Raw genomic sequence first — 16,823 nt, 5'->3', positions numbered from 1 at the left:
GTCGGTGCCAGGTCGTAACGTGATCGTGATATGGGGCTCAGCGCGCACTTTTCAAGCGTCGCGGTTCATCATCGAAGCGTCGTTCGGGTCGGACAGAGCGAAGTGCAGCCGCGCCGTGGCCACCGGCTGGCTCTCGCTCTGCTGCCAAGCAGTAACCTGGACATTGGCCATGCGCTTGCCTTCGCGCAGTAGCCGACAGCGCGCCTGGGTCGGTGCCAGGCGCGCCGCCTGCAGGTAGTCGATGGAGAAGTCGATGGTCTTGGGCAACCGTGGCTCACGGGTCGCCAGCATCAGGTCCAGCGCCGCGGCGGTTTCCATAAAGGCGGCGACCACCCCACCGTGCAGGGCCGGCAGCAGAACATTGCCGACATTGCCCTGCTGCGGCGCCAGATGGAACAGCACGCCCTGCTCATCGATCTCGGCGCTGACGCCGATACGCCGAGCGTAGGGCACCAGGGAGAGCCACGCCTCAAGATCGCCACGCTCACGGGTATGCGCCAGCCACTCGCTGGCGGTGGAGGTCTCAAACATGCGTCGCCTCCTCCCCGAACAGCGCCTCGGCGAAGCCCGGCGGCGTATTGCGCGGCCCCAGCCGCACGAAGTTGCCAATACCACGCGCCACGATACGTTCCGGCTGCTGCCAGACGCGCCCCTCGGTAAAGACCATCGATTCGGTGATGCGCACCGCCCAGGCATCACCGTAGAGGTCCTGCCCAGCCAGCGCCGGCCGGTAGTGGTCGACGCGCAGGTCGAGGGTCGGGCACACCTCGGGCTCGGCAAGGCCGCACAGCACCGCCGAGCCGCACAGGGTATCCAGCAGCATGCTCAGCACGCCGCCGTGGACCAGTCCTCGCTGGCTGTCGCCAAGCAGATCGTCTTGCCACGGCAGGCGCATGATCACTCGGGAGGGCGCAGCCTCCACCACCTCGAGCCCCAGGTCACGGGTATGCGGTATGACCTGCACAAAGCGCGTCAACGCCGTCTGCCAGGCCTCGGGGGAACGTTCAACACGCCTATTCATTGCCGCCTCGATTAATTATTCAAACGTATGACTTAGAGAGTGTCTACAAATTACTACACTCGGCCATGCTGCGTTGAAATCATCTTCAAAATACTCATTTACACACTCGTAAACTCCGCTTTTTCAGCTGATTTCGCCTTGCCTGACCTTCGCTCGTGACTTTTGTAAACACTCTCTCATCATTTAGCGTCAAATTTTCTGCCTCGACAACGTCGACCTTAGCCGCCCTTGCCAATGGCTGTCGCAGCCCCGCGACACTACTCAGCGGGCGGCGCATCGGCGAGGATAGTCAGCTAGAGTCCGCACGCACCGAGAGGCATGCCACCATGCAACACCTTTATCTGGCTAGGGGTATCGTCACCCTGTTCACCGCCCTGGCCCTGAGCCTGCCACTTCATGCCGATCAGAGCCGCGATCAGGCCATGCGTGACGCCCTGGAGGCGGCACGCAATCAGGAGTGGAGCCGTGTCGATGCCGCCGCCATCGACGACCACCTGCTGGCCGGCTACGTCGAGTATCACCGCCTGCGCTCGCGCCTGCCCCAGGCAGAGCCGAGTCAGATCCTAGATTTCATGGAGCGCCACGCCGACTCGCCGCTGGCTGAGTGGATGCGCGGCCAGGCACAGACCCGCTACGGCCAGGCCGGCCGTTTCGGCAGCCTGCTGGCGGTCAGCGACGGCGTGCCCAGCGGCGCTGAACGTCAGTGCTACTACTACACCGCCCTGCTCGGCAGCGATCCCGCCACCGCCGCCGAAGGCGGTCGCGAGCTGTGGATGGTCGGGCACTCCCAACCCTCGGCCTGCGACACCCTCTTCGACCGCTTGCGCGACAGCGGCGAGATCAGCGCCGAGGACGTCTGGGCACGCAAGATGCTGGCCTGGCAGAACGGCGAGAGCGGCCTGATGAGCTACCTCGGGCGACTGCTCGGCAGCGACTGGGACAACGCCCGCGACGCCGTGGAGCGGCTGCGTGGCGACTACGCCGCGGTGACCCGTGTGCCTGCCCAGGTTGGCCCCGGGGGGCGCGGCAGCAGCGCAATGTTTGCCGCCGCCATGCACGGTTTTACCCGTGCCGATACCGAAGCGGCCCTCGAGGCGTGGCGCAAGATCGCATCGCACATCAATATCGACAGCGATGCCCGCCACGACATCGAACACGATCTGGCGTTCTACTCCATGGTCCGCGACGTGCGCCAGAACCTGGCCTGGGTCGACGAGGCCCTGCCGCGACTGGTCAGCGGCAGCCTCTATGAGCTGCGCGTACGCAATGCCTTGGCCCGCCGCGACTGGCAGGACGCCCTGCAGTGGCTGGAAAGAATGCCCGAGGACACCTTCAGCGACAGCCGCTGGCAGTACTGGCTGGCGCGCAGCCACGAAAGGCTCGGCAACAGCGACGCGGCCCGCGCCGCCTATCAGCGCGCCGCCCAGGGGCGCAGCTTCTTCGCCTTCGCCGCCGCCGACCGCATCGACCAGCCCTATGAACTCAACATGGAGCGCGCCTCGTTCAACGACGACTACCGCGAGGAGGTCGCCAACTGGCCGGTGGTACAGCGCACCGAGGCGCTGATGCGCATCGGTGAGCAGGGGCTGGCCAATAGTGAGTGGTATGCCGCCGTGGCCCGGGCCAGCAACCAGGAGGCCCACGCCCTGGCCGACTACGCCCAGCGCAAGGGCTGGTACGCCAAGCTGGTGCAGACCACCATCACCGGTCAGATGTGGGATGCCCTGGAGTGGCGCTTCCCGCAGGCCTTCCATGATGACTTCCAGCACTGGGGACGCTTGACCGGCGTCGACCCCTATCTGCTGATGGGCATTGCCCGCCGCGAGAGCGCCTATAACACCGAGGCGCTGTCACCGGCAGGCGCACGCGGTCTGATGCAGATCATGCCGGGCACCGCCACTCAGTTGAGCCGCCAGCTTGGCATCAGCGACCCCGGGCCCTACGGCGTGCTCGACCCGGCGCTCAACATCCGCCTCGGCAGCACCTACATCCGCGACATGACCGAACGCTACAGCGGCAATCGCCTGGCAGCCGCCGCGGCCTACAATGCCGGACCTGGTCGGGTCGACCGCTGGCTGCGCGACGCGCCACAGGAGTTCGATCTGTTCGTCGAGAGCATCCCGTTCCGCGAGACCCGAGACTATGTCCAAGCGGTGCTCGCCTATCGGGTGATCTTTGAGAGCCTGGCCAACGGCGGCGACAGCCGCGGCGTGGCGATGCTCACCCCCGCCGAGCGTAACGTGCGCTATGACGCCTCGCTGCTGGCCAGAAACTGAGCTTAGCGCTGCGAGCCTCGGGCTGCGAGCAACATGTCAGCCCGCAGCCCGCATGCTCAGCGCTGATCCGGTGATATGCCGCAGCCCGTCGCCCGTCGCCCGTCGCCCGTCGCCCGTCGCAGTATCAGGCCGGGCGCTGCTCCAGCGCCAGCTTGACGCCAAAGCCGATCAGTACCGTGCCGGTAGCCCCCTCCAGGCAGCGCGATACCCAGCGCTTGGCCAGCCAATGGCCGGCGCGCCCCACTGTCAGCACGATGGCGATCTGCCACAGGTTGGCAATCAGGAAATGCACGCCAGCCAGCCACAGCGACTTGAGCAGGGCCGGGTCGCTGGGCGCGATGAACTGCGGCAGAAAGGCCATGTAGAAGACCACCGTCTTGGGGTTGAGTACATTGGAGAGCAGCCCTTCGCGCAGTGGCACCCAGGCCGCCACCGGCGAGCGCTCGGCGCCCATGGCGGCTACCGGCAGTGCCACCCCGCGCCGCGCACTGAGCAGGCTCTGTACCCCGAGCCAGATCAGGTAGGCGGCCCCCGCCAGCTTGAGCAGATGAAAGGCCCAGGCCGACTGCAGCAGGATCAGCGAGATCCCCAGCGCCGATACCGCGGCATGTACGAACAGCCCGCAGCAGATCGCCAGGCTGGTGAGTACCCCGTCGCGCACGCCGCCCCTGGCGGTGTTGCGAATCACCAGCAGGGTGTCCACGCCAGGGCTCATGGTGAGCAGGGTGATGGCAATCAGAAAGGGCCAGAACTGGGCATCCAGCAGCATGCAAACGATCCTCCAGGCGGTGTCGGCGCGGCTTATACTACGCCATCTCGGCCAGCGGCGAGAGCCCGCCAGCGGGCGCCGAGATTCCCTGGACGCTCTGGTTTTTTCCATCTACAGTTGGGTTGGCGGGCATCGCAAGCGGATTCTCAGCGACGAAATGATCCTGATCCGGGCGCCGATGCACTATCCGCTGCGTTGGTTTGCAAGTTGAATGTCGTCAGCTGTTGATCGATTCCTTCGAGACTCCCCGTGCGCTTTCACCTTCGCTCGACCTACGCATTACGGGCTCGTACATGCTTGGCATGACGACCCAGCACCATCATTTAGTTAGTTAAGGAAATCGACAATGGCAACTGGCACTGTCAAGTGGTTCAACGACACCAAGGGCTACGGCTTCATCTCTCCGGACGACGGCGGCGATGACCTGTTCGCGCACTTCTCCGAGATCCAGGCTGAAGGCTTCAAGACCCTGCAGGACGGCCAGAAGGTGACCTTCGAGGTCACCCAGGGCAAGAAAGGCCTTCAGGCCGCCAATATCAAGCTCGCCGACTAAGCGTTGACGTCTTGATCACCGCCAGTTGCCTGGGCCCATTGCGCTGCGCATGATCCGTTTCATGTTCCTCGTATCCAAGCGGTAGGCAAGTGGCAAGAAAAAGGGCCACCCGTGAGGGTGGCCCTTTTTTGTGGTGCTGACGGTACCGATCACACAGGACGAGAGATCAGTTCTGAGTGTCGGGGGAAGTGAACTCGTCGTCGAAGGCACCCTCGGACGGCTGGTCATCAAAGTCCGGCTCGTCGAACTGGCTGTCGTCAAATTCGAAGTCGTCACCATCGATGCCCGGCTGCTGGCTCTCGACCTCCTCAAACTGCTCCTCGATCTGACGCTGGGCCTCTTCGAAGCGACGCTCGGTCTCTTCCATGAAGGCATCGATATCGGAGTCGCTGGTCTCCCCCGGCAGGGTCGCGCCATCGTCGAGGGTATCCGGACCTTCGCCTAGCGTCTCAGTCGTGTCGATGTCACCGGCCTGATCGGCGTCGAAAGGATCCTCATCGGCGGCCGCTGCCGGCTCGTCGACGGCAGGATCCGCCGGTTGCTCCTCCGGTACGGCGGCGTCTGGATCGTCCACGACGCCATCGTCGGCGGTGTCTGGCATGATGACGTCGTCGTCGCCAGCATCCTCGACCGGCGCCTCGCCGCTGGTCTCCTCGACGGGCTCGTCTTCCACCACCGGCTCATCATCGCCGTTACCGCAGGCGGTAAGTCCCAGGCTCAGCGCCAGCGCCATGGCCGCTGGTATCCAGGGTTTATGCCTCATTTTTACCTCTCCTTTGATATCACGGCGTCACAATTGGACAGTATTTGACCAGAGCCGTGCCCCGGCCACAAGCCTGATTCGTTGATCGCATGGTCCCCACTGGCCGGTTAGCTGAGCAGTGGAGACTTGGCCGGCAGCAATAGCGTCAGCTCTCCCGGCAACACGTTTGCCTCGAAATGCGTCCATCCGAAGGGCTCGCCGTCGAGGGTCAGCGGCAGCACAGCGTCACTGTCGAAGCGCAGCCTGGTGGTCTGGAAGTACTCCACATACTCGCCACAGGCGGGTAGGGCCTCGAGTTCATCAAGGGCCTGCTTGAGGCCCGACAGCGACTCGAAGTCGCGCACGATCAGCACCTCCAGCAGACCGTCATCGAGTTTGGCAGAGGGCGCCAGCCGCTGGCCACCGCCAGCCTGGCAGCCATTACCGATCGCCAGCAGAAACAGTGGAGCATCGCTCTCGCCCTCCGGCCAACTCATATGGCCGCGGTAAGGCTGGTAGCGCCACGCCTCCAACGCCCCCATCAGCGAGTAGGCACCACCGCCCAGCAGCCGTTTCATGGCCTTGGGGGTACTCGAGGTGACCGCAGCACCAAAACCGCACGACGCCATGTTCAGATAGTAATGGTTCCCCAAACGCACCACATCAGCCTTGTGGGGGCTGGCCTCGAGCGCCAGCGCCAACGCTTGACGCGGTTCAAGGGGGATACCTGCGCCGTTGGCGAAGTCGTTGGCGCTGCCCAGGGGGAGCACGCCGAGCGCGGGTCGAGCTGCCGGGGCGAGACGCATCAGCCCGTTGACCAATTCATTGACGGTGCCGTCGCCACCACCGGCGATCAACCGCGTGATGCCGTCACGGCTGGCCTCATCGCAGAGTCGCAGGGCGTCGCCGGCTTCCCAGGTGACCCGCACCTCGAGGTCCGCACCCGCTTCACGCAGCGCCTGAACCGCCTCCCTGACCTCCGGTAGCTGAGCCGATTTGCCATTGAGAATCACACGTGCCGTGTCGTCAGTCATGAGCTCCATCTCATGGGGGGATAACGGCATCATGCCGCGCCGTGCGCAGCTTGGCCAGCCTCTTAGTTGGTTTCACCAGCATCGAGCAGCGGCGGCAGCGGACAGTCCAGGGCCTCGGCCAGGGCCCGGAACAGCTCGGCTTCACCCGGGCTGACCCGGCCATCATGCTCGACACATTCGGCCAGCGCCGCGAGCAGCTGCCGACGCCCGTCACCGTTAAGCCGCTGCAGGCGATCCAGGCTCAGGTCCAGTTCACTGAAGGGGGTCGGTCCGGGCACATAGTCGAGCGCCATTGGTGCCAGCGTGGCCACCCCGGCAGCGAAGGCGCGCCGAGCCTCCTTCGCATCGTCCGTGCCCGCACGCGCCATGCTCGACAGCAGCGCCGCCGCCGGCTCGGCCAGCGCCGAGAGGGGGCGGTCGCGGCGCCGCGTATGACGCCCTTCAACGCCCTGCACCAGCACCCGGTAGAGCGCCCAGTGCAGCGCGCCGGGCGCCGATTCGGCAGCGATCAAGCGCTCCAGACACAGCTTGAAGGTCGCGTACTGTGCCGTGGAGAGCTGCTTGAGTAGCGGGATGGCAAGCTCGATCAGTACCAGTCGCTGGTCGGCGGGCAGCGCCGCCAATGGCGCATCGAGAGCGTCCAGCTCGCGCAGCACGGCGGGGTCGGCCACGCCCTCGAGCAGCTCACGCTGCGCCGTCCGAGTCTCGGGATCGAGATGGATCAATACACCATAGGCCACCGCGCGCGCGGCACAGGGGTCGTGAGCGGCTTCCAGCAGCTGCGGGTCGAGTGCATCCAGGCGCCGCCGCGCATCGTTGAGATGGGCCTGGTCGAGCTGGCCAATGGTGGCCAACGCCAGCGCCATCAGCTTTCGGGCATCGCGCCCGCGGGACTCGCCGGCAGGCGCCGATTCGGCCGGGGCCTCGTCGCTGCTATCGCGGCGCTCCGCGGTGCTGGGCAGCTCGCCGTCCCACTTCGGGTCGACACGGCGGATGCGCTCATCGAGGGGCGGATGGGTCGCCAGCATGCCGCTGGCGGCTTTGATCCCGCGACTGAAGTAGAGGTGGCTGAACTCGGCGGCGTTACTCGCCTCCAGCTGCGAGCCGTGCTGATGGGCGCCAATCTTCTTCAGCGCACCGCCGATCCCGTTCGGATCGCGGGTGAATTGAACCGCCGAGGCGTCGGCCAGAAACTCGCGCTGGCGACTTACCGCGGCCTTGACCAGATTACCGCACAGGGTACCGACGTAACCCACCACCATCAGCGCCGCACCCAACGCCAGCATCGCGGCCTGGCCATTGTTGTTGCGATTACCCCCGGCCAGGCGCCGGCCGGCGCTGCCGCGCAGCACGATATGGCCGATCAGACCGATCAGCAGCAGCCCATGGAGCAGCGCTACCAGGCGCAGATTCAGGCGCATATCACCGTTGAAGATATGGCTGAATTCGTGGGCCACCACGCCCTGCAGCTCATCGCGGTCGAGCCGCTCGATGGCACCCCGGGTAACCCCGATCACCGCATCCTGGGGCGAATGCCCGGCAGCGAAGGCGTTGATCGCCGGCTCATCGAGCAGATACACCGCCGGTACCGGCGTTCCTGAGGCGATCGCCATCTCTTCAACGACATTGAGCATGCGCTGTTCGTCGGCGTCGCGAGCGTTGCCGTTGAGCAGCCTGCCGCCCATCGCCTCGGCCACCGCCCGCCCGCCGGCGCGTAGCTGCAGATGCTTGAACAGGCTGCCCATCACCACCAGCGCCAGCACGCCCAGCGCCACAGTACCCAACAGATACGGGTCCAGGGCACGCGCCAGCGGGTCGCCCGTCGCCTGCTGCTGGCTGCCCTCACTGATGACCAGCACCAGGGCCACCGCCAGGGTTGCTATTGCCACCAGCGAGACCACGGCGACGATCAGCAGCAACACCAGACGACCGGTATTACGCCTGGCGCGATCCTGGGCGGCAAAGAAGTCCATCGAGCTCGGCGCCGCCATCTAGAACGAAACCTTAGGCGCTTCCTGAATCGCCTCGCTGTCCTCGAACTCCAGCATTGCGGCGTCCTCGCCATGGCCGAAGGTGCCGGCCAGCAGTACCGTCGGGAAGCGCTGGCGGTAGGTGTTGTACTGCATCACCGCGTCGTTGAAAGCCTGACGGGCAAAGGCAACCCGGTTCTCGGTACTGGTCAGGGTCTCGCTGAGCTGCTGCATGTTGGCCGAGGCCTTGAGGTCGGGATACGCCTCCATCACCACGTTGAGCCGCCCCATCGCCGAACCTAGCGCACCCTCGGCGCCGGCCAGCTCAGCCATGGCCTTGGGGTCGCCAGGCTTTTCGGCGGCCGATGCCAGGCCGGCCATGGCACCCTGACGCGCCTGGACCACCGCTTCCAGGGTGTCACGCTCATGGGACATATAGGCCTTGGCGGTCTCGACCAGGTTGGGGATCAGGTCGTAGCGGCGCTTGAGCTGCACCTCGATCTGGGCAAAGGCGTTCTGGTAGCGATTGCGCAGCGCCACCAGGCTGTTGTAAATGCTGACGCCGTAGAAAATCAGCGCCACGGCAATCACGAGTAGAACAATGCTGGTCATCGACATAGCCGGTCTCTGGTCAGGGGCGCAGTGCGCCGTGAAAATCATCAGTGGCAGCCATCGAGCTTACTCTGCCAGCGGGGCAAGACGAAACTCCAGTACCCCGTCGCGATCACGCAGCGCTTCGGCCAGCCGGCCAAAATTGTGCCGATCGAGGGTCTGCAGGGTCATGTGGTACTCGTACACCGTGCCGCGCTGCACCAGTCGGTAGCTCAGCGACTTGATGCGGAAGCCCTGGCCACCGATCAACTCACGCATGCTGGCTTCGTCCAGGGCGCTGCCAACCGCAAAAGAGAGCACATGGTCGGCGAAGTGCTGGCTGGGCATACGCGCCTCCATCCAGCGAAATAGCGACAGCGTGACCAGCGTCACGATGGTCACCAGGATCGCCGGAAACAGAAAGCCGATGCCGTAGAGAATACCCAGCGCGGCCGTCATCCAGATCGATGCCGCGGTGGTGAGGCCACGTACCGTCAGCCCCTCCTTGAAGATCACCCCGGCGCCCAAGAAGCCAATCCCGGTCATGATGCCTTGAGCCATGCGCGTCGGGTCGGTGGTGACCGCGCTGGCCGGTACCGTGGCGCCGAACCACTGGCCCTGATGGGTGGTGACCATCATCAGCAGCGCTGACGCCAGGCATACCAGGGCGTGAGTGCGAAAGCCCGCCGGACGCCCGTGATAGCTGCGCTCCAGCCCTATCAGACTACCCGCCAGCCAGGCCGCTCCGAGGTAGAACACCATCAACAGCTGGTCTGTGCTCATCGTGCCCTCTCCATGCCCACACCCTGATCAGCATAGCCCCACAATACTTGACCTGGCCGCCATGAGCCCGCAGATTCGTGATCTCGACCCGCACCGGCACAGGACACCCATGGAAGGCTTTTTCAACTGGCTAGGCACCCTGATCGGCGAGACCCTGCGCTGGATCGTAGATCTGCTGGTGATCTTCTTCTCCAGCCTGCGCGGCTCGCTGGAGGGCTTTATCAGCGGGCTCAGCAACGCCATGGGCATCAACCCCTCCCTGTTCAGCCTGCTGCTGCTGATTGTCGGCGTATGGATGCTCTACTGCGCGCTGAGAGCGCTGCTCGCCGGGCGTCTGATTGCCACCCTGATCTGGGCCTTCCTTGGCCTGGTTGTCCTGAGCTGGCTAATCGGCCGCTAGGCTTGTCCGAAAAGTGTCTGCGCTACTCGGCCAGCGCCTTCTCCACCACCTCGAAGACGTTGGGTGACAGCTCTTCAGCACGAATTCTCTCCAGCTCGGCTTTCATCAGCGCCTGGCGCTGCTCATCGAAGCGCTGCCAGCGGGTCAGCGGGGTGATGATGCGCGCGGCGATCTCCGGATTGAGACGATTGAGCTCGATTACCACGTCGGCCAGCAGCCGGTAGCCGGCGCCGTCGATGCGATGGAAGTTGACCCGGTTCTGCCCGGCGAAGGCGCCAATCAGGGCGCGCACGCGATTGGGGTTCTTGAGCGAGAAGGCCGGGTGCTGCATCAGGAATTTCACTCGATCGAGGGCGTCCGAATGCGGACGCGTTACCTGGATGCTGAACCACTGATCCATGACCAGCGGGTCGTGGGCCCACTTCTCACTGAACAGCTTGAGTGCTGGGTCGGCCAGATCACCGCGCGAACTGTGGGTGAGCAGGGTCAGTGCGCAACGCACGTCGGTCATGTTGTGGCCGGCGCTGAACTGACGCTGGGCCAGTTCGATGCCCTCTTCGTCCTCGATGCTCACCAGGTACGACAGCGCCACGTTCTTGAGGCTGCGCGCGGCAATCTGCTCGGGCTCAGGAGCGTAGGCGGCATCGCTGGCGTTGTCGTAGTAGACGCGCAGGAAGTCGTCGCGCAGGGAAGCCGCCAGGGACTGCTTGACGAAGGTGCGCGCAGCGTGGATGGCGTCGACGTCGACCACCGGCTGCTGCTCGGCGATATAGGCTTCGGAGGGTAGCGTCAGCATCTCCGCCAGTACCGCCTTGTCGTCGGTCTCGGCACTGAGCAGGCCGCGGAAGGCCTCGACCACGCGTACGTCCATGACCTTCTCGACGCCGTTGCGGTGAGCGGCGATCAGGTCATCCAGGGCCAGCAGCGCCAACCGCTGTCCGGCATCCCAGCGGTTGAAGCCATCGGAGTCGTGGGTCAGCAGGAAGGCCAGGTCTTCGCGGGCATAGGGGAAGCGCAGCTTGACCGGCGCCGAGAAGCCGCGCAGCAGCGACGGCACCGGCGCCTCGGCGATATCGGTGAAGACGAAATGCTGCTCCTCCTCGCGCAGGTGGATCACCGCGTCCTTGCCGACCACCTCACCGTCCAGGGTCATGCGCAGGTCCTCGCCGGACTTGGTGCCGACCAGGCCCAGGCGAACCGGGATATGCAGCGGCAGCTTGTCGGGCTGACCCGGGGTGGCCGGGGTGCGCTGACGCAGTGTCAGGTGATACTCGGACTTGGCGTAGTCGTACTCGCCGTAGGCGTCGATCTCCGGGGTACCGGCCTGGGAGTACCAGCGCATGAACTGGCTGAGGTCGAGCCCCGAGGCCTCGGCCATGCAGTCGACGAAGTCCTCGATGGTCACTGCCTGGCCGTCGAAGCGTTCGAAGTAGCGATCACTGCCCTGGCGGAAGGCCTCCCAGCCGACCAGGTTGCGCAGCATGCGCACCACCTCGGCGCCCTTCTCGTAGATGGTCAGGGTGTAGAAGTTGGTGATCTCGATGTAGTGGTCGGGACGAATCGGATGGGCGGTAGGGCCGTCATCTTCGGCGAATTGGGCTGTGCGGAAGAAGGAGACATCCTCGATGCGCTTGACCGGCGCCGAGTTGGTATCCGCCGAGAAGCACTGGTCGCGAAACACCGTGAAGCCCTCCTTGAGGGAGAGCTGGAACCAGTCGCGACAGGTCACCCGGTTGCCCGACCAGTTGTGGAAGTATTCGTGGGCAACAATACCCTCGACGCGCTGGAAGGCGGCGTCGGTAGCGGTCTGAGGATGCGTCAGCACCGCCGCCGAGTTGAAGATGTTGAGGCCTTTGTTCTCCATCGCGCCCATGTTGAAGTCGTTGACCGCGACGATCATGAACAGGTCGAGATCGTATTCGCGCCCGTAGGTCTCCTCGTCCCATTTCATGGCACGCTTCAGCGAGGCCATGGCGTGATCGGTCTTGTCGAGATTCTCCTCTTCGACCCAGATCTGCAGCGCCACCTCGCGCCCGCTCATGGTGGTGAAGCTGTCTTCGACCTTTTGCAGGTCGCCGGCCACCAGCGCGAACAGGTAGCAGGGCTTGGGGTGCGGGTCTTCCCATGTCACGAAGTGGCGGCCGTTGGGCAGCTCGCCGCGCTCTATGGGGTTACCGTTGGAGAGCAATACCGGCTCGCGCTGGGTATCGCCGATCAGGGTGGTGGAGAAGGTCGCCATCACATCGGGACGGTCGGGATAGAAGGTGATACGCCGGAAACCCTCGGCCTCGCACTGGGTGCAGTACATACCGCTGGACTGGTAGAGGCCCTCCAGCGCGGTGTTGGCCTCGGGGGCGATCTCGACCTCGGTATCGAGCAGGAAGCGCTCGGGCACCCGGTGCACAGTCAGTTGGTTGTCGTCGACCTGGTACTCGTCGGCGTCGAGGGGCTGACCATCGATGGCGATGGCCTTGAGCAGCAGATGCTCGCCGTCGAGTACCAGCGGCGATTCGGCGGCATCAGCACGATCGGGATGACGCTCCACGTGCAGCCGTGCCTTGACTCGCGTAGCCCCGGGCGAGAGATCGAAGGTCAGCTCGGTGTGGGTAACCCGATGCGCGGGCGGCTGGTAGTCATTAAGGTAGGTCGGCTGGGGTGCTGACATCGAGGAACGCTCCTGTTCGGAAATTGTTCCCATTGTACGGCCCAGCGGTCGCCAGACTCAAAGCCTCTCCCGGCGCGACCATATCGGCACCATCACCGGACCTGATTGGTGAAGGGGCCCGATCCATCAACGGGTGACGGGCGAGTCACGATCCACACCGCCAGCAGACCGAGGCCGGTGACCAGCGCCAGCTTGACGATCGCGCTGGGCACCGTCAGCAGCAGCACCGCGACCGAGAAAACCAGCATCAGCACCGCGACGCCCTTGGCGCGACGCGGAATCGCCCGCTCGCGCTCCCAGGCGACCACCGAGGCGCCAAAGCGCGGATGTTCGCGAATCCACTGGGCAAAGCGCGGTGAACCGCGAGAAGCGGCCCATACCGCCAGCAGCATAAAGCAGGTGGTCGGCATCAGCGGCACTACGACACCGATCATGCCGAGGCAGAAGCTGACCCAAGCCAATGCAATGTAGGCAACACGGCGAAGCGATAACATGCGCTTCCTCCGGCAGTGAGGATGATTCCCTAGACCTCATTAAAGTTCATCACGACTGCTGTGGCCAATCGCCGATCCCTATGGTGCTGGTTGAGAGGCACCATCTCCCGCAACAGCGCCATGCCTGGCGCACATAAAAAAAGCTCGCCTACCGGCGAGCTCCATAGCCTTGTCAAGCGCTCTCACTGAATGGGGATTTCACGGCGAGCCGCCCTGGCCTGCTCGCTGCGCGGCACCCGTACCGTCAGCACCCCGTGGTTGAAAGAGGCCTTGATATCCTCGTCCCTGGCATCCGCAGGCAGGTCCAACACGCGCCGGAACCGGCCATAGGAGCGCTCGATACGATGGAGCTGGTTATCGTCAGTACGGCTCTCCTGGCGCTTTTCACCTTCGATGACCAGGCGATGGTCATCCAGGGAGAGAGTGATGTCTTTCTCCTCGACTCCTGGCACCTCGACGCTGATCACGTACTCGCTGTCGCGCTCGGCAATATCGAGCCGTGGCTGCAGCAATCCTGGCAGGTCGCTAACGCGGCTTTCCAGGGACGACATGCCGAACTGCCGCATGACGCTGTCCATCCAGCGATCCAGCTCCTGATGCATACTCAAGAAGGGCGAGAGTTCACCCCGACGTGGCTCCACCGCGGACGGCGGAGTGGGCGCATCGGCGTTCTCGCTCTTGAACCAGTTCCAGGGAGAGAGTTTTTGCAGATTCATACGCCACCTCCTGTCTGATCTTTCCAACATGTGACGCAAATCGAAACACTTAGCGCCTCGGGTTGCCCCTTGGCTTTAAAATATCTGGTGGCGGTCGGCACAATTTCAAGGCCACCTGAGCGCTCGCCGTTGCAACTTCCGACAAGCAAAAAAAGGCGGCCCAAGCGGGCCGCCTCAAGCGGTTCAGTCAGAGCGCCTGACCGAGAGAGACAATCGTGTAGAGGTTAGATCTCGAAGCCCAGGCCAAAGTCCTCGGCAGAGATCGCCATCAGCGAGCCGGCTCCCGCCTGCACCATGGCGGCATGGCCACGGGTACGCGGCAGCAGTCGCTGGTAATAGAAGCGTGCGGTGTCGAGCTTGGCCTGGTAGAAAGCCGCCTCCTCGCCCTCCAGCGCCGCGCTGGCCTGCTTGGCAGCCCGCGCCCAGAGGTAGGCCAGGGTCACGTAGCCGGAGTACATCAGATAGTCGACGCTGGCCGCACCGACTTCCTCGCGGTCCTGCATCGCCTTCATCCCGACGCCCATGGTCAGCTCGCCCCACTCGGCGTTGAGCTTGGCCAGTGGCTTGATAAATTCGGCCAGCGCCGGGTTGTCGGCTTCGGCCTGACAGAACTTGTGAATTTCCTTGGTGAACACCTTGAGTGTTTCGCCCTGGCTCATCAGCACCTTGCGGCCCAGCAGGTCGAGGGCCTGGATGCCGGTGGTGCCCTCGTAGAGACGCGTGATACGCGCATCGCGAACCAGCTGCTCCATGCCCCACTCCTGGATGAAGCCGTGGCCACCGAACACCTGCACGCCCTCGTTGGTGGCTTCGAAGCCGACCTCGGTGAGGAACGCCTTGACGATCGGCGTGAGCAGACCCAGCAGCGTCTCGGCGTGCTCGCGCTCGGCGGCGTCCTGACCGTGCTCGACCACATCGACCATCTGCGCGGTATACAGCACCAGCATCCGGCCGCCCTCGGCGAAGGCCTTCTGGGTCAGCAGCATGCGCCGCACGTCGGGGTGCACGATGATCGGATCAGCGGCCTTCTCCGGCGCCTTGGCACCGGACAGCGCGCGCATCTGCAGGCGATCACGGGCATAGGCCAGGGAGTTCTGGAAGCTCGCCTCGGTAACGCCCAACCCCTGGATGCCGACCCCGATACGCGCCACGTTCATCATCGTGAACATGCACGCCAGGCCCTTGTTGGGCGCGCCCACCAGGTAGCCCTTGGCGGTGTCGAAGTTCATCACACAGGTGGCGTTGCCATGGATGCCCATCTTGTGCTCCAGCGAGCCGCAGCTCACGCCGTTGCGCTGGCCGGGGTTGCCGTCGGCATCGGGCAGAAACTTGGGCACCACGAACAGCGAGATACCCTTGGAGCCCTCGGGGGCATCCGGCAGCTTGGCCAGCACCAGGTGAACGATATTCTCGGCCATATCGTGCTCACCGGCGGAGATAAAGATTTTGGTGCCAGTGATGTCGTAAGCGCCGTCGACAGTGGGCACGGCGCGGGTCTTGATCAAGCCCAGATCGGTACCGCAGTGCGGCTCGGTGAGGCACATGGTGCCGGTCCACACACCCTCGACAAGCTTGGTCAGGTAGGTGGCCTTCTGCGCATCGCTGCCGTGGTGGCGCAGCGCGTCGGCGGCGCCGTGGGAGAGCCCCGGGTACATGCCCCATGCCAGGTTGGTGGCGCAGATCATCTCGGAGAGCACCATGCCCAGCGAGTGCGGCAGGCCCTGGCCCCCGAACTCAGGTTCGGCGGAGAGGCTCGGCCAGCCGCCCTCGACATACTGCTGGTAGGCCTGCTTGAAGCCTTTGGGTGCCTTGACGTCGCCCCCCTCCAGCAGACAGCCCTCGCGGTCGCCGCTCTGGTTGAGCGGCAGCAGCACCTCGCGGGAGAAACGCGCCCCCTCCTCGAGAATCGCCGCGACTACGTCAGGCGAAGCGTCATCGCCCCCCGGCAAGGCAGCGTAGTGGGCCGGAAAGTCGAGCATCTCGTCCATCACGAAGCGCAAATCGCGCAGCGGGGCCTGGTAGTCGGGCATCTTGCAGTCTCCTCACATCGAGCGCAGGAAAGCGCCGGCGGCGCTTTCAAACATGCGTTTGAAATTAGCCGCCAAGCGGCTTGCAGTCAAGCGTTCGTTTGGCTACAGGACTACGACCTTAGTGGCGGAGGGGCAATTCAAGGTGACGGGATCAGGATCATATCTACCAGCTCGTCGGCCAGCCGAGCGGTATCCATCGGCCCATCAGGGTCAAACCAGCGCGCCGTCCAGTTGAGCGCGCCGAGCGCGAAGCGAGTGACGATCGCCGAATCGCCCTGGACCAGCCCCGCCTGGCGCGCCTCGTCGATGACCTGATACCAGAGCGCCTCGTAGGCGTCGCGCAGGTGGGTGAGGTGCTCGCGATCCTCGTCGTTGAGACGCCGCCACTCGTAGAGCGCCACCCCATGGGCGTGTCGATCGTCGTGCAGGGTATCGAGGTGGACCCGGGCCAGCGCCAGCAGCTGCGAACGCGACGTGGCATCGGCCCGGCTCACGGCCTTGCGCGCGCTGACCAGGGCATTGCGTGTGCTGTCCTCGATCACCGCGCAGAGAATCTCCTGCTTATCGGCGAAGTGGTGGAACAGGCTACCCGACTTGATACCCATGGCGTCGGCCAGCATGCGCACCGTGGTGCGATCAAAGCCCTGCTGCATGAACAGACGCGCGGCGACCCGGATCAATTCCTGGCGCCGTGGAGAGTCGGTCGCTACATTCATCGCATTTACACTAGGGTCTGTTGACGTTTCATCGCGAACCGCGTTGCTGCCTCAAAGAGTGCC

Annotated in this window: 16 protein-coding genes; 3 read left to right on the top strand and 13 right to left on the bottom strand. The window is 64.5% G+C overall.

Features of this window, described 5'->3' with window-relative positions:
- Window positions 1-51: 51 nt before the first annotated feature.
- Window positions 52-531, bottom strand: coding sequence for a PaaI family thioesterase (locus IEI94_RS08695; RefSeq protein ID WP_191166895.1), 480 nt, complete (start codon window positions 529-531; stop codon window positions 52-54).
- Window positions 524-1,021, bottom strand: a complete 498-nt coding sequence (locus IEI94_RS08690; RefSeq protein WP_191166894.1) for a PaaI family thioesterase — start codon at window positions 1,019-1,021, stop codon at window positions 524-526. Before IEI94_RS08690 ends, IEI94_RS08695 begins: the two co-directional genes overlap by 8 nt.
- A gap of 326 nt (window positions 1,022-1,347) precedes the next feature.
- Between IEI94_RS08690 and IEI94_RS08685 the strand changes: the two genes are divergently transcribed.
- Window positions 1,348-3,297 (top strand): transglycosylase SLT domain-containing protein, encoded by a 1,950-nt coding sequence (locus tag IEI94_RS08685; protein ID WP_191166893.1) that lies wholly within the window; start codon window positions 1,348-1,350, stop codon window positions 3,295-3,297.
- A gap of 124 nt (window positions 3,298-3,421) precedes the next feature.
- Here the strand turns inward: IEI94_RS08685 and IEI94_RS08680 are convergent, their stop codons facing one another.
- Window positions 3,422-4,066 carry a LysE family translocator gene (locus IEI94_RS08680; RefSeq protein ID WP_191166892.1) on the bottom strand — a complete coding sequence of 215 codons (645 nt, stop codon included), beginning with the start codon at window positions 4,064-4,066 and terminating at the stop codon, window positions 3,422-3,424.
- A 346-nt stretch (window positions 4,067-4,412) separates the two neighbouring features.
- Between IEI94_RS08680 and IEI94_RS08675 the strand changes: the two genes are divergently transcribed.
- Window positions 4,413-4,619 carry a cold-shock protein gene (locus IEI94_RS08675; protein ID WP_191166891.1) on the top strand — a complete coding sequence of 69 codons (207 nt, stop codon included), beginning with the start codon at window positions 4,413-4,415 and terminating at the stop codon, window positions 4,617-4,619.
- Window positions 4,620-4,785: 166 nt separating this feature from the next.
- Here the strand turns inward: IEI94_RS08675 and IEI94_RS08670 are convergent, their stop codons facing one another.
- From IEI94_RS08670 to IEI94_RS08650, 5 genes are all read right to left on the bottom strand, one after another.
- Window positions 4,786-5,382, bottom strand: coding sequence for a hypothetical protein (locus IEI94_RS08670; protein WP_191166890.1), 597 nt, complete (start codon window positions 5,380-5,382; stop codon window positions 4,786-4,788).
- A 107-nt stretch (window positions 5,383-5,489) separates the two neighbouring features.
- Complete coding sequence (gene yegS / locus IEI94_RS08665; RefSeq protein ID WP_191166889.1) at window positions 5,490-6,395, bottom strand: lipid kinase YegS; 906 nt, start codon at window positions 6,393-6,395, stop codon at window positions 5,490-5,492.
- Between the two features lie 62 nt (window positions 6,396-6,457).
- Window positions 6,458-8,386: a M48 family metallopeptidase gene (locus IEI94_RS08660; RefSeq protein WP_224750010.1), complete on the bottom strand. Its 1,929-nt coding sequence runs from the start codon at window positions 8,384-8,386 to the stop codon at window positions 6,458-6,460.
- Window positions 8,387-8,983: a LemA family protein gene (locus IEI94_RS08655; protein WP_191166888.1), complete on the bottom strand. Its 597-nt coding sequence runs from the start codon at window positions 8,981-8,983 to the stop codon at window positions 8,387-8,389.
- 60 nt (window positions 8,984-9,043) lie between these two features.
- Window positions 9,044-9,739, bottom strand: a complete 696-nt coding sequence (locus IEI94_RS08650) for an MgtC/SapB family protein (protein ID WP_191166887.1) — start codon at window positions 9,737-9,739, stop codon at window positions 9,044-9,046.
- Window positions 9,740-9,800: 61 nt separating this feature from the next.
- Here IEI94_RS08650 and IEI94_RS08645 point away from each other — a divergent pair, with 61 nt between their 5' ends.
- The gene (locus tag IEI94_RS08645; RefSeq protein WP_224750009.1) at window positions 9,801-10,139 is read left to right on the top strand and encodes a hypothetical protein; all 339 of its coding nucleotides are present in this window, start codon (window positions 9,801-9,803) and stop codon (window positions 10,137-10,139) included.
- Between the two features lie 22 nt (window positions 10,140-10,161).
- Here IEI94_RS08645 and pepN read toward each other — a convergent pair whose 3' ends face one another.
- The 5 genes from pepN to IEI94_RS08620 all read right to left on the bottom strand — a co-directional run bounded on the left by pepN (window position 10,162) and on the right by IEI94_RS08620 (window position 16,760).
- A complete protein-coding gene (gene pepN / locus IEI94_RS08640) occupies window positions 10,162-12,804 on the bottom strand; it encodes an aminopeptidase N (RefSeq protein WP_191166886.1) in 2,643 nt (880 codons plus the stop codon).
- A gap of 92 nt (window positions 12,805-12,896) precedes the next feature.
- A complete protein-coding gene (locus IEI94_RS08635) occupies window positions 12,897-13,298 on the bottom strand; it encodes a YbaN family protein (protein ID WP_191166885.1) in 402 nt (133 codons plus the stop codon).
- A gap of 182 nt (window positions 13,299-13,480) precedes the next feature.
- On the bottom strand, window positions 13,481-14,014 hold the full coding sequence (locus IEI94_RS08630) for an Hsp20/alpha crystallin family protein (protein WP_191166884.1): 534 nt from the start codon (window positions 14,012-14,014) through the stop codon (window positions 13,481-13,483).
- Between the two features lie 224 nt (window positions 14,015-14,238).
- Window positions 14,239-16,044, bottom strand: a complete 1,806-nt coding sequence (locus tag IEI94_RS08625) for an acyl-CoA dehydrogenase C-terminal domain-containing protein (protein WP_191166883.1) — start codon at window positions 16,042-16,044, stop codon at window positions 14,239-14,241.
- A gap of 137 nt (window positions 16,045-16,181) precedes the next feature.
- On the bottom strand, window positions 16,182-16,760 hold the full coding sequence (locus tag IEI94_RS08620) for a TetR/AcrR family transcriptional regulator (protein WP_191166882.1): 579 nt from the start codon (window positions 16,758-16,760) through the stop codon (window positions 16,182-16,184).
- Window positions 16,761-16,823: the final 63 nt, after the last annotated feature.

It is taken from the genome of Halomonas sp. ML-15 (assembly GCF_014779595.1).
In the GTDB taxonomy this organism is placed as follows: Bacteria; Pseudomonadota; Gammaproteobacteria; order Pseudomonadales; family Halomonadaceae; genus Franzmannia.
This window is presented reverse-complemented; position numbering and strand designations above follow the sequence as displayed.

What these genes read in the sequence shown, in the direction of transcription:
- IEI94_RS08695 (WP_191166895.1), bottom strand. Translation starts at nt 531, where the DNA reads ATGTTTGAGACCTCCACCGCCAGCGAGTGGCTGGCGCATACCCGTGAG.
- IEI94_RS08690 (WP_191166894.1), bottom strand. Translation starts at nt 1,021, where the DNA reads ATGAATAGGCGTGTTGAACGTTCCCCCGAGGCCTGGCAGACGGCGTTG.
- IEI94_RS08685 (WP_191166893.1), top strand. Translation starts at nt 1,348, where the DNA reads ATGCAACACCTTTATCTGGCTAGGGGTATCGTCACCCTGTTCACCGCC.
- IEI94_RS08680 (WP_191166892.1), bottom strand. Translation starts at nt 4,066, where the DNA reads ATGCTGCTGGATGCCCAGTTCTGGCCCTTTCTGATTGCCATCACCCTG.
- IEI94_RS08675 (WP_191166891.1), top strand. Translation starts at nt 4,413, where the DNA reads ATGGCAACTGGCACTGTCAAGTGGTTCAACGACACCAAGGGCTACGGC.
- IEI94_RS08670 (WP_191166890.1), bottom strand. Translation starts at nt 5,382, where the DNA reads ATGAGGCATAAACCCTGGATACCAGCGGCCATGGCGCTGGCGCTGAGC.
- yegS (WP_191166889.1), bottom strand. Translation starts at nt 6,395, where the DNA reads ATGACTGACGACACGGCACGTGTGATTCTCAATGGCAAATCGGCTCAG.
- IEI94_RS08660 (WP_224750010.1), bottom strand. Translation starts at nt 8,386, where the DNA reads ATGGCGGCGCCGAGCTCGATGGACTTCTTTGCCGCCCAGGATCGCGCC.
- IEI94_RS08655 (WP_191166888.1), bottom strand. Translation starts at nt 8,983, where the DNA reads ATGTCGATGACCAGCATTGTTCTACTCGTGATTGCCGTGGCGCTGATT.
- IEI94_RS08650 (WP_191166887.1), bottom strand. Translation starts at nt 9,739, where the DNA reads ATGAGCACAGACCAGCTGTTGATGGTGTTCTACCTCGGAGCGGCCTGG.
- IEI94_RS08645 (WP_224750009.1), top strand. Translation starts at nt 9,801, where the DNA reads ATGAGCCCGCAGATTCGTGATCTCGACCCGCACCGGCACAGGACACCC.
- pepN (WP_191166886.1), bottom strand. Translation starts at nt 12,804, where the DNA reads ATGTCAGCACCCCAGCCGACCTACCTTAATGACTACCAGCCGCCCGCG.
- IEI94_RS08635 (WP_191166885.1), bottom strand. Translation starts at nt 13,298, where the DNA reads ATGTTATCGCTTCGCCGTGTTGCCTACATTGCATTGGCTTGGGTCAGC.
- IEI94_RS08630 (WP_191166884.1), bottom strand. Translation starts at nt 14,014, where the DNA reads ATGAATCTGCAAAAACTCTCTCCCTGGAACTGGTTCAAGAGCGAGAAC.
- IEI94_RS08625 (WP_191166883.1), bottom strand. Translation starts at nt 16,044, where the DNA reads ATGCCCGACTACCAGGCCCCGCTGCGCGATTTGCGCTTCGTGATGGAC.
- IEI94_RS08620 (WP_191166882.1), bottom strand. Translation starts at nt 16,760, where the DNA reads ATGAATGTAGCGACCGACTCTCCACGGCGCCAGGAATTGATCCGGGTC.